16 protein-coding genes are annotated in these 16,168 nt (G+C 32.1%); 9 read left to right on the top strand and 7 right to left on the bottom strand.

Going from position 1 to position 16,168, the window contains the following annotated elements; translation table 11 throughout:
- Complete coding sequence (locus IM744_RS07225) at positions 1 to 375, top strand: VOC family protein (protein WP_194507458.1); 375 nt, start codon at positions 1 to 3, stop codon at positions 373 to 375.
- Between the two features lie 8 nt (positions 376 to 383).
- On the opposite strand, the gene IM744_RS07220 is transcribed toward IM744_RS07225, so the two are convergent.
- On the bottom strand, positions 384 to 2,318 hold the full coding sequence (locus IM744_RS07220) for a CocE/NonD family hydrolase (RefSeq protein WP_194507457.1): 1,935 nt from the start codon (positions 2,316 to 2,318) through the stop codon (positions 384 to 386).
- A gap of 61 nt (positions 2,319 to 2,379) precedes the next feature.
- On the opposite strand from IM744_RS07220, the gene IM744_RS07215 reads away from it, so the two are divergent.
- Positions 2,380 to 3,144, top strand: a complete 765-nt coding sequence (locus tag IM744_RS07215) for a DJ-1/PfpI family protein (RefSeq protein WP_194507456.1) — start codon at positions 2,380 to 2,382, stop codon at positions 3,142 to 3,144.
- Position 3,145: 1 nt separating this feature from the next.
- Positions 3,146 to 3,646, top strand: a complete 501-nt coding sequence (locus IM744_RS07210; protein WP_194507455.1) for a hypothetical protein — start codon at positions 3,146 to 3,148, stop codon at positions 3,644 to 3,646.
- 49 nt (positions 3,647 to 3,695) lie between these two features.
- Here the strand turns inward: IM744_RS07210 and IM744_RS07205 are convergent, their stop codons facing one another.
- Positions 3,696 to 4,139, bottom strand: a complete 444-nt coding sequence (locus IM744_RS07205) for an Lrp/AsnC family transcriptional regulator (protein WP_194507454.1) — start codon at positions 4,137 to 4,139, stop codon at positions 3,696 to 3,698.
- Between the two features lie 117 nt (positions 4,140 to 4,256).
- Here IM744_RS07205 and IM744_RS07200 point away from each other — a divergent pair, with 117 nt between their 5' ends.
- Positions 4,257 to 4,652, top strand: coding sequence for a hypothetical protein (locus IM744_RS07200; RefSeq protein ID WP_194507453.1), 396 nt, complete (start codon positions 4,257 to 4,259; stop codon positions 4,650 to 4,652).
- 1 nt (position 4,653) lies between these two features.
- Here the strand turns inward: IM744_RS07200 and IM744_RS07195 are convergent, their stop codons facing one another.
- The 3 genes from IM744_RS07195 to IM744_RS07185 all read right to left on the bottom strand — a co-directional run bounded on the left by IM744_RS07195 (position 4,654) and on the right by IM744_RS07185 (position 9,831).
- Positions 4,654 to 5,121, bottom strand: coding sequence for an OsmC family protein (locus tag IM744_RS07195; protein WP_194507452.1), 468 nt, complete (start codon positions 5,119 to 5,121; stop codon positions 4,654 to 4,656).
- 88 nt (positions 5,122 to 5,209) lie between these two features.
- A complete protein-coding gene (locus IM744_RS07190) occupies positions 5,210 to 5,758 on the bottom strand; it encodes a sigma-70 family RNA polymerase sigma factor (protein ID WP_194507451.1) in 549 nt (182 codons plus the stop codon).
- A 656-nt stretch (positions 5,759 to 6,414) separates the two neighbouring features.
- Entirely contained in the window at positions 6,415 to 9,831 is a 3,417-nt protein-coding gene (locus IM744_RS07185) for a methylmalonyl-CoA mutase family protein (RefSeq protein WP_194507450.1), read from the bottom strand.
- Positions 9,832 to 10,067: 236 nt separating this feature from the next.
- On the opposite strand from IM744_RS07185, the gene purU reads away from it, so the two are divergent.
- Positions 10,068 to 10,916: a formyltetrahydrofolate deformylase gene (purU, locus tag IM744_RS07180; RefSeq protein ID WP_194507449.1), complete on the top strand. Its 849-nt coding sequence runs from the start codon at positions 10,068 to 10,070 to the stop codon at positions 10,914 to 10,916.
- A gap of 290 nt (positions 10,917 to 11,206) precedes the next feature.
- Positions 11,207 to 12,310 (top strand): OmpA family protein, encoded by a 1,104-nt coding sequence (locus IM744_RS07175; RefSeq protein WP_194507448.1) that lies wholly within the window; start codon positions 11,207 to 11,209, stop codon positions 12,308 to 12,310.
- Positions 12,311 to 12,695: 385 nt separating this feature from the next.
- Here IM744_RS07175 and IM744_RS07170 read toward each other — a convergent pair whose 3' ends face one another.
- A complete protein-coding gene (locus IM744_RS07170) occupies positions 12,696 to 13,808 on the bottom strand; it encodes a TlpA family protein disulfide reductase (RefSeq protein ID WP_194507447.1) in 1,113 nt (370 codons plus the stop codon).
- A 153-nt stretch (positions 13,809 to 13,961) separates the two neighbouring features.
- On the opposite strand from IM744_RS07170, the gene IM744_RS07165 reads away from it, so the two are divergent.
- The 3 genes from IM744_RS07165 to IM744_RS07155 all read left to right on the top strand — a co-directional run bounded on the left by IM744_RS07165 (position 13,962) and on the right by IM744_RS07155 (position 15,398).
- A complete protein-coding gene (locus IM744_RS07165; protein ID WP_194507446.1) occupies positions 13,962 to 14,675 on the top strand; it encodes a DUF4197 domain-containing protein in 714 nt (237 codons plus the stop codon).
- Between the two features lie 218 nt (positions 14,676 to 14,893).
- Positions 14,894 to 15,094: a Lacal_2735 family protein gene (locus tag IM744_RS07160; protein WP_194507445.1), complete on the top strand. Its 201-nt coding sequence runs from the start codon at positions 14,894 to 14,896 to the stop codon at positions 15,092 to 15,094.
- 76 nt (positions 15,095 to 15,170) lie between these two features.
- Positions 15,171 to 15,398, top strand: coding sequence for a Lacal_2735 family protein (locus tag IM744_RS07155; RefSeq protein ID WP_194507444.1), 228 nt, complete (start codon positions 15,171 to 15,173; stop codon positions 15,396 to 15,398).
- On the opposite strand, the gene IM744_RS07150 is transcribed toward IM744_RS07155, so the two are convergent.
- Positions 15,373 to 16,158: an ABC transporter substrate-binding protein gene (locus IM744_RS07150; RefSeq protein WP_194507443.1), complete on the bottom strand. Its 786-nt coding sequence runs from the start codon at positions 16,156 to 16,158 to the stop codon at positions 15,373 to 15,375. The genes IM744_RS07155 and IM744_RS07150 overlap by 26 nt on opposite strands.
- Between the last annotated feature and the right edge of the window lie 10 nt (positions 16,159 to 16,168).

Below are 16,168 nucleotides of genomic sequence, written 5' to 3'. Positions count from 1 at the left end.
ATGAATCTTAATCAAATAACTATACATTCTTTAGATGTTGAAAAAGCAACAGCCTTTTATAAAACTTTAGGGCTACATTTAATTGTAGATGCATTACCAAGATATGTGCGATTTGAATGTCCTGACGGAAATGCAACGTTCTCAATCCATAAGGTCGACACCTTACCAACAGGTGAAGGAATCTCTATTTATTTTGAAGACGATAATCTTGATGAGCTTGTGCAAAACCTTCAGAAAAAAGGCATAGAATTCTCCTCCTTACCTGAAGATAAACCTTGGTTATGGAGAGAAGCGCATCTTAATGACTTAGACAATAATCATATCATTCTCTTTTCCGCAGGAAAAAATAGAAAAAATCCACCTTGGCGTATTTAACTAAAACGCTATTTTAAAATCGTAAATTCAATTTTAGAAGCATTAAAAACTTGATGAGTTTGGGTTTTAAAATCGCTCTCTTTAGCTTTATAAATATTAGGCACAAAGGTTTGCGGATTCAAATCAATCAACGGAAACCAAGTACTTTGAACCTGCACTTGTAACTTATGACCTTTTTTAAACGTGTGATGCACATCTTGTAATTTGATATTAACATCTGTTGGTTTATTAGGTACAAATGGTTCTGGATGTTCAAAACTGTTTCTAAAACGTCCACGCATCACTTCACTCCTCACCATTAAATGATAATTACTCATTGATAAATGGTCTTGCATACCTTCTTCTTGTTCCTCTGTATCTGCAGGATGTACATCAATAATTTTCACAATCCAATCGGCATCTGTTCCTGTCGTTGACACGTTTAATTGCGCTAAAATATCACCAGCTAAAGTTAAATCATCTTCTAAAATTTCGGTTTCAAATATAAGAACATCAGGACGACGCGCAGCAAATCGCTGATCGTCTGTCATATATTTTCGTGGTGTGAAAACGGTTTTTATATCTTCGGAATAAGGTACAGGATGCTTTAAATCACTTACAAAAGTCTCACTAGAATTTCGTTTTCTAGTGGTAGATAGTTCTTGGTTTTTGTTGAGATACATGTCTAGTTTCTCTGAAGCTTTTGGAGGCCAGCTATCAAAACTACTCCACTCCTTTTTTCCTGTGTCATAAACATAAGCTTCTGGCAATCCTGAGTTTTTGTCTCCTTTTCCTTTTAAGAAATGATTAAAGAACTTCGTTTCTACATCTCGTTGAAATTTTAGAGAAATAGAATCTCCAAAGTAATAATTCCCAACATAATTCTTCACATCACTCCTAGCCCAACGTCCGTGATCCCAAGGTCCAAAAACCATGGTATTATAATTATCTGGATTGTTTTTTTCAATGGTTTTATACGTTTCAAATGGACCATATAAATCTTCTGCATCAAATAAACCTCCAACAATCATAGTAGCTACACTAGGTTTTATAGTTTTCAAATTTTGAATTAAGCCTTTAGGTTTCCATACCGAATCATAATTTGGGTGCTCTGTAATTTCCTTCCAAAAGACATCGTCAATTCTATCAGACTGCGATACAGATTTATCATCTGGTGTGTCATATTGAAAGTACTTATCTAAATTACTTAAAGGTCCTGCGTCAAGAAAAAATTGATATTGATCTTGTGTTTTCATTTCAGGGAATTTATACCAAGCAGAATCTGTAGGTTTATCTTTTGAAGTTCCAAAAAGCGATACTGCTCTAAAGTAACTCAATAAAAAAGCACCATTGTGATGAAAATCATCAAAAAAGAAATCTCCAATACAGGCTTGAGGTGATGCTGCTTTTAAAGCTGGATGTGCATCTATTGTAGAATATGTAGCGTAAAAACCTGGATATGAAATTCCCCAAGTACCAACATTACCATTGTTATTTTCTACATTATTTACGAGCCAATCAATAGTGTCATAAGTATCAGACGATTCGTCAATTTGAGAATTATTGGTTTTATTCGGGATATAAGCACGCATATTATCATAAACACCTTCACTCATCCAACGACCACGAACATCTTGATAAACGATTATATTTCCTTCTTTCATTAAATGAATATTAGGTCCAATCTTCGTTTTAAACTCACCTTCTCCATAAGGTTTAGAACTATATGGTGTTCTCATCATCAACATAGGATAGGTTTTACTTGTATCTTTTGGAGAATATATGGTGGTGTGTAATTTGATTCCGTCACGCATTTCAATGGTAACTTCTTTCTTGTTGTAGTTGTCTTTTACGTAAGTATCTTCTACTTTTTTGTCTTCGGAAATGGGCTGGTCTTTATTCGTTTTTGAACATGAAGTAAAAACAATAGAGAGGATTAAGATGAGTCTTAAAAGAATTTTCATAGATAGTTTTTCTAAATTTTGAATGACTAAATTTACGAAAACAAACCACTATATTATAAAAATGAAACATTTACTATCATTATTTATCATACTCCTATTTGCAAGTTGCAATTCTTCCGAAGAGAAAAAAGAAAACGCTAATAATGAGATGCTGAAACAAGTTCAGCATGAAGAAAAGTACGTTCCAGTAATAGAGCCTAATCGTTACAATGTTGCTTTTTTAATTATGGATGGCGTTTTTAATACAGAATTGACTGCACCTTTTGATATTTTTCAACACACTATTTTTAGAGATAGCATCAAACCTATGAACGTTTTTACAGTCGCAAATACGGATGATGCAATTATGACCTTTGAAGGGATGCGTATTCTGCCAGATTATAATTACACCACAGATAAACTTCCAAAAATTGACATTCTTGTAGTCCCAAGTGCAGAGCATCATTTGGATACAGATCTTGAGGACAAAGCCATGATTGATTTTGTAAAACGTGTCGATAAAGACGCACAATTTATAACATCTCACTGTGATGGAGCTTTTGTTTTGGCACAAGCTGGACTTTTGGATAATTCGGTAGCTACCACGTTTCCCAGTGATATTGACACGATGCGTGAGCGTTTCCCAAATTTAGATATTAGAAAAGAGGTTTTGTTTGTGCATGATGGGAAATACATCACGTCAGCAGGAGGTGCAAAATCATTTGAAGCTGCCTTATATCTCTGTGAGTTTCTCTACGGAAAAGAGATCGCTCAAAGTTTGGCTGGTGGATTGGTGATTGATTGGGAATTAGAAAATGTACCTCATTTAATTATAAAACAAAACTGACATGAAACCATTTGATAAATGGACTAAAATGCCTTTATTCAATAAAGCAATGGACATTCAAAAACTTGTTGATCACATTGTGAAAGCTGTTGAACATACTGAAATTGAGTATAAAATAGAATACCAGGCAGATATGATTGAAGGTAATCTTAAATTTTTGAGAAAGAATAGCTTAATAATCCCAGCTAAAATTGCTATTGCTGAAAGTGAAGATACACTTTACGATATCAAAATGGAAAACGCTGCAATCATTAGAAAAGCAGCCAGAGAATTAATCACAGATGCACGAGGTTTACAAATGAATGGTTTTAAGGATATCGAATATCTCGATTTATTAAGAGCAGAAATCGAAGAATTTAGAATCTTATTTGCAGAATGGGTAAAAACATTTGACCAATGGAATTATATTATAGATCGTTGGGGACTTTTTAATCCGCCAGGAATACAGTACGATGACCATGATCCTGATGACGATTTATCTTTTGATCCTGATGATATTTAAAAAAACGATTTCTTTTCTGAAAACCACCACTGAAAACTGCGACTGAATACTACTTAAGCGGTTTCACCTCATTATGTTTTATGACACGAGATAAAACGATTTGTGTTTTAGTTTCACCATAAACAATCAATTGATCGATAAATGATTCGAGATGTTTCTGGTTTTTTAAAACGACTTCCATAACAATGTTTTCATTACCAGTAATACGATAGCAATTAATCACCTCATCATAAGTTTTTACTTTCTCCAAAAAAGGTTTCAACATTCCCATAAAAGCACGCAATGTGATTAACGCTTTTAATTGATAGCCAACCTCAAAAGGAGATACAAGCGCATTATAGCTTTCTATAACTCCTGCGTCTTCCATTTTTTTTATGCGTTCTGAAACTGCTGGTGAACTAATGCCTACTTGTCGTCCAATTTCGGCATTAGACTGTCTCGCATTTACCTGTAAACATTTTAAAATCTTCCAATTTAAAGTATCAATATTCATTTTAAAGTAATATTAAAATATACGTTAATAATTAAATCAAATATACATATTTACATTAATATCTAAAGTGTAATATCAAAACTTGTCACTAAATTTGATACCGTTGCTATTAAAAAAATGAATTATAATATCCCATCTCATTTATCTGAACTGCCTATATATCAAAAGGCTATGGATATTCTCGTGTTATCGAGAAATATCTCTACGTATATTAATCAAGATTTATCATACCTAAGGCCTGATGGCTCAGAGGATTCTAATATTTATTTTTCGGGAGATATCATTCAGCAGTCAGAATCTCTAGCTCCTGAAATTGAAAAAGCTCAGGCAGAACTTTGTTCAGTAAGAAAACACAAACATTTAGATGCTCTTGAACGATTAACACATCGTTTACATCTTAACTGTAATCGCTTACAGCATTGCAATAGTAATGGCAAAGATTATTTACCAATTCTTCAAAATGAGTTGAAAAAGTTCAAACGCTTACAACGTCATTGGATGATGACTTTATAAGTTATTTCTCATCTAAAACATTTATTATGGCATTGTGTGTAATTGGAAAGTTGCATGAATTAGCAATAAAGCAAAGTTTATTTGCTTCTTTGTGAAGACTCACTGCTTTATCAATATTTTTTTTATTTGAAATTGTAATAATAGGATTTAATATTACAGATGTGAATGCACCACTTCCATCAGCTTTTAATTCTAAAACACCAACAGCTTCATCTTTATAATCAATAAGTTCAATTCCGTTTTGAGCACAGACATAGAAGTAAGACATCATGTGACATGAGGTCAATGCAGATAATAATAAATCTTCTGGATTGTATTTTGACTCGTCACCTTTAAATGCTTTTGCTGCGGAAATCGTCAATGGAGATTTATCGTCTATAAAAACCTGATGTGTTTTTCCGTTAACAGAAATATCTAAAGCATCTTTAGCAGACCACTTTGCTTGTACTTTAAATTGTGTTTTAAACATTGTAAAATTAAATCAAAACTTAGTTTATAGGATTCAAAAATAAGTTAAAGAAGTTAACTCGCATACAAGAGCGTTGGATTATGATACTTTAACTATGATTACAAACTTTACAATCTGCTTTTTCTTTTAGTTCTCCAACGAGATAACCGTCATCATTGACTTTAAAATCACAACACTCTATAAACCCTTGAGCAATGAGTTTTCTACCACGTTGTATTTGAGATTTCACAGTAGCCAATGGTAAATCTAATTGCTCAGAAACGACAGCTTGTTTCAATCCTTTTATATCGCTCAAAAATAATGGGTCTCTATATTTTTTTGGTAAGCTCTTAATAATACCATGCAAACAATCTTCTTTGGTATGCTCTAATTTTTGATCTTCAAAAATAAAATCTTCGTCTGTCATTTCATAGACAATATTACGCTGTCTAAAATAATCTAGAACCGTATATCTCGCAATAGAAAATAACCATGACTTTACTTTATCGTCATTTTTAAGTGTACCTAATTTGGTATGGACTTTAATAAATGTTTCCTGTAGTAAATCATCAGCAACAGATACATCCTTAACTTTACTCAAAATAAAGTACTTAATATCATCTGCATACTGCTTCCAAATGTCTTTTGTTGTAGTCATATTATCGAAAAAATATAATAATGTCTATTTCAGTATAAAGTTACCAAAACAGACATTATCATTTTAGAATTTAATTATAACTTAACAGTTACAATTGCAACATGAACAGTTATCACATGTACAGTTTTTACAATTTCCGTCTAAACAACCTTGACAGTTGCAAGTACAATCTCTATTTTTCATAATGTATGTATTTATCGTTTATCTATTAGACGATAAAGTTTTGAAAAAGATGCATTTTATGATGAAAACTTTATAGAAAAGTGAATTTGAAGTGAGAATTAGTCATGAGTTTTGATGCTTAGTATATAAAATCATGAAACATGGAAATCCCGAAACACGTTCAGGATAAGAGACTTCCAAGAAATAATGTACAAAAAAAATAATTCGTTGAAATCCCCAAACAAGTCCGGGATAAGCAACGAATTATTTTTTTAAAATTTTTCTTTATGAGTTGCTTCGACTACGCTCAACAGAAGCGACTCATACAATTCCGATAAAAAAAATCGGAATTGATTCTCTGAGATCCCAAAACAAGTTTGGGATAAGCGATTCACACAATTTTCTGAAATAGAAAATTAATTCGTTGAGATCCCAAAACAAGTTTGGGATAAGCGATTCACACAATTTTCTGAAATAGAAAATTGGTTCTCTGCTTACATATTTCGTCTATACTGACCTCCTACTTCAAATAATGATTCTGTTATTTCACCCAATGAACATACTTTACAAACATCCATCAACGCTTCAAAAATATTCTCATTACTAATGGCTTTACGTTGTAAATCTTTAAGCAATTGTTTAGTATCATTAGCTTTATGAAGATTCTCTAAGGTCTTGATTTGAAATTGTTTTTCTTCCTCTGTAGCACGAATAACTTCCGCAGGTAAAACTGTTGGAGATCCTGTGCTACTTAAAAACGTGTTCACACCTATTATTGGGAATTCACCATTATGCTTCAACGTTTCATAATACAAACTCTCTTCTTGAATTTTACTACGTTGATACATCGTTTCCATGGCTCCTAAAACACCACCTCTTTCTGTAATACGATCAAATTCTAATAAAACTGCTTCCTCAACTAAATCGGTCAATTCTTCAATAATAAACGATCCTTGAATTGGGTTTTCATTTTTATTTAAACCTAACTCCTTGTTGATAATCAGCTGAATAGCCATTGCACGACGAACCGATTCTTCAGTTGGTGTGGTAATCGCTTCATCGTAAGCATTTGTATGTAACGAGTTACAATTATCATAAATCGCATACAACGCTTGAAGTGTTGTACGAATATCATTAAAGTCAATCTCCTGCGCATGTAAACTACGACCAGATGTTTGAATATGGTACTTCAGCATTTGTGCTCGTGAATTTGCACCATACTTATTTTTTAATGCTTTAGACCAAATTTTTCTAGCAACACGACCAATCACAGCATATTCTGGATCGATTCCGTTTGAGAAAAAGAACGATAGGTTTGGACCAAATTTATTAATGTCCATTCCTCTTGATAAATAATACTCTACGTAAGTGAATCCATTAGATAATGTAAATGCCAATTGCGAAATTGGATTTGCTCCAGCTTCTGCAATATGATATCCTGAAATAGAAACAGAATAGAAATTACGTACATTATTCTCGATGAAATATTCTTGAACATCACCCATTAAGCGCAGCGCGAATTCCGTAGAAAAAATACATGTGTTTTGCGCTTGATCTTCTTTTAAAATATCTGCTTGAACCGTTCCTCTAACTTGAGCAATGGTTTTTGTTTTGATATCTAAATACACATCTGCTGGTAATACCTGATCACCAGTAACTCCTAGAAGCATTAATCCTAATCCGTTATTACCTTCAGGTAAATCTCCGTTGTAAGATGGACGTTCTTTATCTTTATATATCTTAGCTATTTTAGCTTCGACTTCTTTTTCTAATCCCTTTTCTTTGATATAAATCTCACATTGTTGATCAATGGCAGCATTCATAAAGAATCCTAATAACATTGGAGCTGGACCATTGATTGTCATACTCACAGAGGTCATTACATTTGCTAGATCAAAACCAGAATATAGTTTTTTAGCATCATCCAAACAGCATATTGACACACCTGCGTTACCAATTTTTCCGTAGATATCTGGTCTGATATCTGGATCATTTCCGTAGAGCGTCACACTATCAAAAGCAGTAGATAAACGCTTAGCTGGCAATCCCATACTCACATAGTGAAAACGACGGTTGGTACGTTCTGGACCACCTTCTCCTGCAAACATACGTGCTGGATCTTCACCTGTTCTTTTAAATGGATATAATCCTGACGTAAAAGGAAATTCTCCAGGTACATTTTCTTGCAATGTCCAACGTAAAATATCTCCCCAAGCTTGATACTTAGGTAAAGCTACTTTTGGAATTTGTGTATGTGAAAGCGACTCTGTATGTGTTTCAATTTTTATTTCCTTGTCACGAACCTTGAATGTATAAATTGGGTTTTTGTATTTATTAACTTTCTCATCCCAACCTGTAATCACTTCCCAATTGTAAGGATCTAGATTTAATTTTACGCGATCAAATTCTGCAATAAGGAGTTTTGTAAAGTCGGTATTATCATCATTAACTAGTTTTAAAATGGCGTCATTAATACCAGCTTTATCTAGTTCTGGAGTACTACCAACAACAGATTCTAAGGTTTTATAAATTCCGTAAAGTCTTTGAGCAACCTCAACTTGTTCATTAGCTGTTTTGTCATATGCACGATTATTCTCTGCAATTTCAGACAAGTAACGTGTTCTTGCTGGAGGAATAACAAAAATCTTTTCGCTCATCTCATCAGAAACATGAAACGTCGAGTTTAAATCTGTATCTGTTTTTTCAACCAATTTATCCATGATCGCTTTGTAAAGCGTATTCATTCCTGGATCATTAAATTGAGATGCGATTGTACCGAAAACTGGTAAATCATCTTGGTGAACATCCCAAAGATGATTATTACGCATGTATTGTTTTTTTACATCACGTAAAGCATCTAAAGAACCACGTTTATCAAATTTGTTGATGGCAACCAAATCTGCAAAATCAAGCATATCGATTTTCTCGAGTTGCGTAGCTGCACCAAATTCTGGAGTCATTACATATAAGGACACGTTTGAGTGTTCTATAATTTCGGTATCTGATTGTCCGATTCCTGAAGTTTCTAATATGATTAAGTCAAATTCTGCAGCTTTTAAAACCTCAACCGCTTCATTAACATATTTAGATAATGCCAAATTAGATTGACGAGTTGCCAAACTACGCATATAAACTCTTGATGAGTTAATCGCATTCATTCTAATACGATCACCTAAAAGTGCACCTCCTGTTTTTCGTTTTGATGGATCTACGGAAACGATACCAATTGTTTTCTTTGGAAAGTCAACTAAAAAGCGACGAACTAATTCATCTACTAAACTAGATTTACCAGATCCTCCTGTTCCTGTAATTCCGAGAACTGGTGTTTTAGAAGCTGCATTTTTAATATGTATTTTATCTAAAGTTGCTTTGGCTACTTCTGGGAAATTTTCCGCAGATGAAATAACACGTGCAATAGATTTTGGATTTTTCTTCGGAAGCTCCTTTAGATCAACATTTAAAGAATCTCCAATTGCAAAATCTGATTGTTCAACCAAATCATTAATCATTCCTTGGAGTCCCATTTCTCTTCCGTCGTCTGGCGAGTAAATTCTGGCAATGCCATAATCCATGAGTTCTTTGATTTCCGAAGGTAAAATTACTCCTCCTCCTCCACCGAAGATTTTGATATGTTCTGCTCCTCTTTCTTTAAGTAAGTCATACATATATTTAAAATACTCATTATGTCCTCCTTGATAAGAGGTTAAGCAAATCGCATTAACATCTTCTTGAATTGCTGTATTTACAACTTCATCAACACTTCTATCATGACCTAAATGAATCACCTCAACACCTGTGGCTTGGATGATACGACGCATAATATTTATGGATGCATCGTGACCATCAAATAATGATGCTGCTGTTACTATTCTTACTTTATACTTTGGCTTATATGGTGCTGCTTGCTTCATTCGTAAAATTATGAGATTTTATGGATGCAAATTTACGGAATATTCAAAAAAAATAAGGGTTTACAATAAAATATCTAAAAGTTAAATTTTAAAAGGTGTCGTGTTCATTTTAGGTTAACTTGGTAAGCTCAATCTAAAGTATTGATATGAAACGAGCGTGTTGAAAATTTCATAATCCAAGAGAATGATTTATAGCGAACAGCATGTGACGATTGAAAAACGATAAATATGAACACATGAAAAAAATCATTATACAAATTCATTGTAAAGACCAATCTGGTATTATAGCCTCTGTTACCAATTTTATTTCTGATAATAATGGAAACATTGTGTATATAGATCAACATGTTGATAGAGAACAAGATATTTTTTTCATGCGTGTTGAAAGTGAGTTTACCACATTCTCAATGGATGGATTTACCTCTAATTTTAGAGATGTATTGGTAGAAAAATTTCAAATGAAATGGCGCATTTATAATGCAGAGGATAAACCTAAAATGGCCATATTTGTGTCTAAGTACGATCATTGTTTATATGATATTTTAGGACGATACAGATCTGGAGAATTGCACTGCGAACTCCCTTTTATTATAAGTAACCATCTGGATTTAAAATATATTGCAGATAATTTCAATATTCCGTTTTATCATATTCCAGTTACTAAAGCCAATAAATTAGAAGCTGAAAAAGAACAGTTAAAGCTTTTAAAAGAGCACAATATTGACTTTATTGTTTTGGCAAGATACATGCAGATTGTTTCTGGCAAATTGATTGACCTTTACAAAAACAAGATTATAAATATCCATCATTCCTTTTTACCTGCTTTTGTTGGTGCAAAACCCTATCACTCTGCTTTAAAACGAGGCGTTAAGATTATTGGTGCTACGAGTCATTACATTACTGAAGAATTAGATGCAGGTCCTATTATAGAACAAGATGTTGCACGTGTTTCTCACACCTACTCAATTAAAGACTTAATAACTAAAGGACGTGATTTAGAAAAAATTGTTTTAGCTACAGCTATTAAACATCATATTAACCGAAAAGTAATGGTTTATAATAATAAGACGGTTATATTTTATTAATACATCTTTAATATTCACTCTCAGATAAAGCTTCTTTTTTAGTAAAACAGCTTGCTGAATACGCGTTTTTATGGCCTGTTATGATTTAAAATCTAATGGACTATTTCATTTCTATTTACCTCAAAAATACGCAATTAAGTAGCTACATCCAAACAAATATAATACGAATAACCTACCTGTCTAATTAGAGATATGTGACCTATCGATAAATGTTGTGTCTTAATTATGACCGAACAAAGTGTCTCGGACATAAAATATTTATCTATAACCATTAATTAATTTTCAATATCATGAAAAAACTTTTATTATCAATCTTGTGTTTAATGTTAGCCAGTTTAAGTTACGTTCAAGCTCAAGGATTACCAGAAAATCCTGCACCAGGAAAATGTTACGTAAAATGTATTACTAAAGATGAGTTTACTCAAGTAGAAGAAACTTTACAAGTATATCCATCATACAATAGCTTAGAAGTAGTTCCTGCAACTTTTAAAACTGTTGAAGAAACTGTTTTAGTTAAAGAAGCAACAGAAAAATACATTTACACTCCTGCTACATATGAAACTGTTGATGTTGCATATATTGGTAAAGAAGCTGGAAATCGTTTAGAAGTAATTCCTGCTTCTTTTGGAAGAGATTCTAGAACATTTGAAACATATCCTGCAACTCAAGGTTGGGAATATAAAGTATTAGATGATTGTCCATCTGTAAATAAAGAAGATTGTGTAGCTGCTTGTTTTGTTGAGTATCCTGCAACATCTAGAGAAGTGCCTTTTACAACTTTAGCATCAAATGCAAGTACAACTAACATCACAACTCCAGAGAGAGATGCATCATACAAAAAGAGAGTTATAAAAACTCCTGCACGTATGGATAAAATTGATATTCCTGCTGAGTACAAAACAATTACTCGTCAAGTTGTTGATCAACCAGCTTCATCTAGAAGTAATACTATTGCTGCTCGTTCAGAAACAGTAACTAGAACTATTTTAGCTAAAAAAGGTGGTATCACATCATGGGAAGAAGTAGAATGTGAATTATTAAACCCTAATGTTATTCCAATTTTTTACGAAACTGCTAGTGCTCGTTTAACTGCTTCTTCTAAAAGAACTATTGATGAAACTTTACTACCTATCTTAAATGATAAGCCAGTAAGTATTGAAATCATGGCTCATACAGATGCTAGAGGTAATGATGATTACAACATGTCTTTATCACAACAACGTGCTAATGCTGTAGTTAACTATTTAGTTTCTAAAGGAATTTCAAGAAGTAGATTATCTGCTAAAGGATATGGAGAAACAAGATTAAAAAACAGATGTGCTAATGGTGTTGATTGTTCTGATGGAGAACACAGAAACAACAGACGTACAGAGTTTAGAATATTAAATAACTAATATTACTTATATTAAGTAAGAGTTATAATAATTAAGAAAAAGACACCTTAAAATGGTGTCTTTTTTTTATATTCTATAGTCATGAAATGTGATTATTTCCCTTTTGTTAAGTTCTACAAATCTAGTTTTAAAAAGGCTATTTCTTATAGTCTAATAGTCTAATTAAGCCTCTTAAGCAAACTTAAAACCTTGTCTTTATTGATGGGTTTAGTGATCTCAAACCCTATATATTACAAATAGAATGTAGCAAGAAGGTCATTACACTTAAGGAACATACTAATTTAATGGTACTGGCTGTTTTGATTGAGACAATCACACATTAAGACACACTAAATTGAGTGTATTAAAATAATGTTACTTATAATAAGTAGAGAGAGACATCCTTTTAAGGTGTCTTTTTTCGTATGGTATATATTTTGAAGCTCCCAGACTCTTTGCCTACTTTGAGACCGTAAGCATCTAACATGTTGGATTGCATCAAATTATAAAACCTATGATGAATTTGCCAATCGTGTAAATCTTCATCTGGCTCACCTCCTTTTGTAATTACAGGAAGATTTAAAACCGATGCCAATTGATACATCACATCTTTAAATGCCACATTATCTGCTTGTATTTGTGAATCGTCTATTAAATACTCTGCAGTGTCTTTTCCCCAATCTATTTGATTTGTATCCCAATAATTAATATTAGAAATATCTATCATTAATACGTCACCTTTACTTTGGGTATGGAATAAATCTAATTTTAATTCATCTAAAATTTGAAAGGTAGCGCTTGTTCCTTTCTTTATATAAATCTCATATGTTTTATTAAGACTAGGCTCTAATTTCACTTGACTTAATAATATATGATGTTCTCTAGCAATAATATCCTTTAAAAATCCTTTATAATGAACATAACCGTTACTACTATTCCTTACCAACGTCTCATAAGTTTCACCTTTGAGTTTTTTTATTTCGAAATCTTCAGTTGGGATATAATCTGCTTCAAAGACCTCCTGTTTAATTTTTTTGACTTTAAGTACCTTGTCTACTTCAATAGTTATGGTGTTTTGCTTAAGGAATCTTATTAAATCAGATTTTTTGAAATCTGTTGGACTTCCTTTCCATAACACTTTACCATTAGCATTGATCAACAAACCATAAGGAAGTACTCTCGTATTATTAGCTTTAAAAGTTTCACCATTATAATCAATAGAAACCGCTAAATCTGTAGGGTTCTTTTTAAGAAATCTTTTGACAATGTCTGGGTTTTCTTCGGAAAGTGAAACAACATAAAAATTATCTGGATGTTGTTTTTGTAGTACACCTAAATATTCTGAAGCATAAATACAAGGTCCACACCATGTAGCCCAAAAATCGACAAAAAATAGAGAAGCTTCTGTATCTGTTGCAGTTTTTGAAGTTTGTATTGTTTCAGAAAATCTAATTTGTGCGCTTCCCAAAAAAGGAAAACTAACGCAAAGTAAAATGACGAGAAATGCTTTTATATTCATTTATTATCTGTTATAATCCTATTGATATTAACAACTATTGTGCTAAAGTAGTATTTTATACTAATTATTTACTAAAATGGCATATTTCAATATTATAAAATTATAAATTTACACTCTCAATTATATTTATTTTTATAAAAAACAAACCTTATTATGTACAAAAAAATTTTAGTGTTATTTGCAATTTTTAGCTTAACCGCCTGCGCAGATTTACAAAATGTCGTTAACAACTTACCTCAAGGAGGTGTTGGAGACGTATTAAGTAATGCTGACATTGCATCTGGTTTACGAGAAGCTTTAAATTTAGGTATTGATAAGCAAGTTACCAAGCTCACTCAAACAGATGGTTTTTTCAAAAATGATTTGGTAAAAATATTATTACCAGAAGAATTACAAAAAGTAGATAAAGGCTTAAGAGATATAGGTTTAAGTAATTTAGCAGATGAAGGCTTAAAAGTATTAAACAGAGCTGCAGAAGATGCTGTTGGAGAAGCAACACCAATATTTGTTAATGCGGTTAAAGATATTACGTTTGATGATGCAAAAAACATCCTATTAGGTAACAATGATGCAGCAACACAATATCTAACAAGTAAAACACAAACTGAACTTTACAATAAATTTCACCCGGTAATCAATAATTCATTTGCAAAAGTTGGTGCAGATCAAATTTGGGAAAATCTTATTAATAAGTACAATGCAATACCTTTTACTAATAATGTAAATCCTAATCTTACAGATTATGTTACAGGAGAAGCTCTAAAAGGTGTTTATACTATGATTGCTGTTGAAGAAAACGAAATTAGAAGCAAGGCTTCTTCTAGGTCTACAGATCTATTAAAAAAAGTATTTGCATTACAAGATTAAGTAAGGCTTAATAATATGCTAATACTTACATAACATAAAACGTGTAAAAACTACTGATATTTGCATAGTTAGTTTAAAGTACACTTCATATTTCATTATGAATTAGTTAGTTAAAAATCGACTTAAAATTTAAGTCGATTTTTTTTATGAACATTTTTAACAATTATAGTGCTGAATCACAATAATTTATCTAAATTTATTAGCTAATTAATATTGTGATGATATCCACACAAAAAATCATTGATCATCAAAATTTGCTTTTAACTCGTTATAAAATGCTTGTAGAGCAAGCATACAATTTGCGTCAAACAGACTCAGCTCTTAGTGATATTTCAGAATATAAAGCCATTAAGTTACTTCACAAACTCAATAAACTCAAATACCTCAATAGAGATTTAAGCACTTTACAACAAAATTAATTTTACAATTATTTAACCTTTAACGCAAGTCTAAAAGCATGTATACAAACGTATATATACTTTAAAACAAGTTGTTATGAATTCACATTTTTGTAAAGTTGGGAAGGTTAGTCCAAACCCAAGTAAAATAACCAATCTAAAAGATCTAGAACACAAGTATTCAAATTTTATTGAAGAGGCTTATAATGTAGCACAAACTGACAGGAGTTTAAGTGATACCTTATTTCATGAAGCAAAAAAATTAAAGCAGAAGATATTAAACCTAGAAAAGTATGATTCTAAAGATTTGAACGCAGCGTTTTAAAATACTCAAACGCTTTTTCTAATCTAGAACCATACCAAGAAAAGTATTCTCCATCTACCAAAATCACTTTGCAATTAGGGAATCTTAGCTTTAAAGACTCAATATGCTCTTGTTTAAAAGGGAAAGGCTCACTAGACAACAATATTACATCTACATTTTTAGCTATTGCATCTAATTGAATTTCTGGGTAACGTTTTAAATTTCCGAAGTAATTTTCAAAATTATTCAACACTAACATTTCGTTTATAAAAGTGTCTTTTGCTGCAACCATCCATGGGTTTTTCCAAATAAAATAAGCAACTTTGAGTTTTGGTTGGTCTTTAATATATTTTTGAAAGTCTTGGTGTTCGTTTCTTATATTCTCAATAAGTAGCTCAGCATTTTTTTCTACGGAAAATAATTCTCCATATAAACCAATAAGTTTTAAAGCATCTTCCAAATTATAAATATCACCAATATGAACTGGAGCAATTTTCTCTAACTCAAGAATCATCTCCTTAGTGTTTTCTTCTTTATTACAAAGAATAATATCTGGTTCTAAATTTCTGATTTTATCAAAATCCACTTGTTTTGTACCACCAACCACTGTTTTATTTTTCCGAAGAGAAAAAGGATGAACACAAAATTTGGTAACACCAGCAATCGAAGATTCTAAACCTAAATCAACTAGGAGTTCTGTTTGAGATGGTACTAAGGAGATGACCCGTTTTGGAGTAACAGAAATCTCTAAAGTTCGCTTAAGTTGATCTTTGTATATCATGATGAGATGC

Source organism: Psychroserpens luteus (genome assembly GCF_015319355.1).
GTDB classification, from domain to species: Bacteria; Bacteroidota; Bacteroidia; order Flavobacteriales; family Flavobacteriaceae; genus Psychroserpens; species Psychroserpens luteus.
Note: the sequence above shows the minus strand (reverse complement) of the source record. Positions and strands in the feature narration are given on the sequence as shown.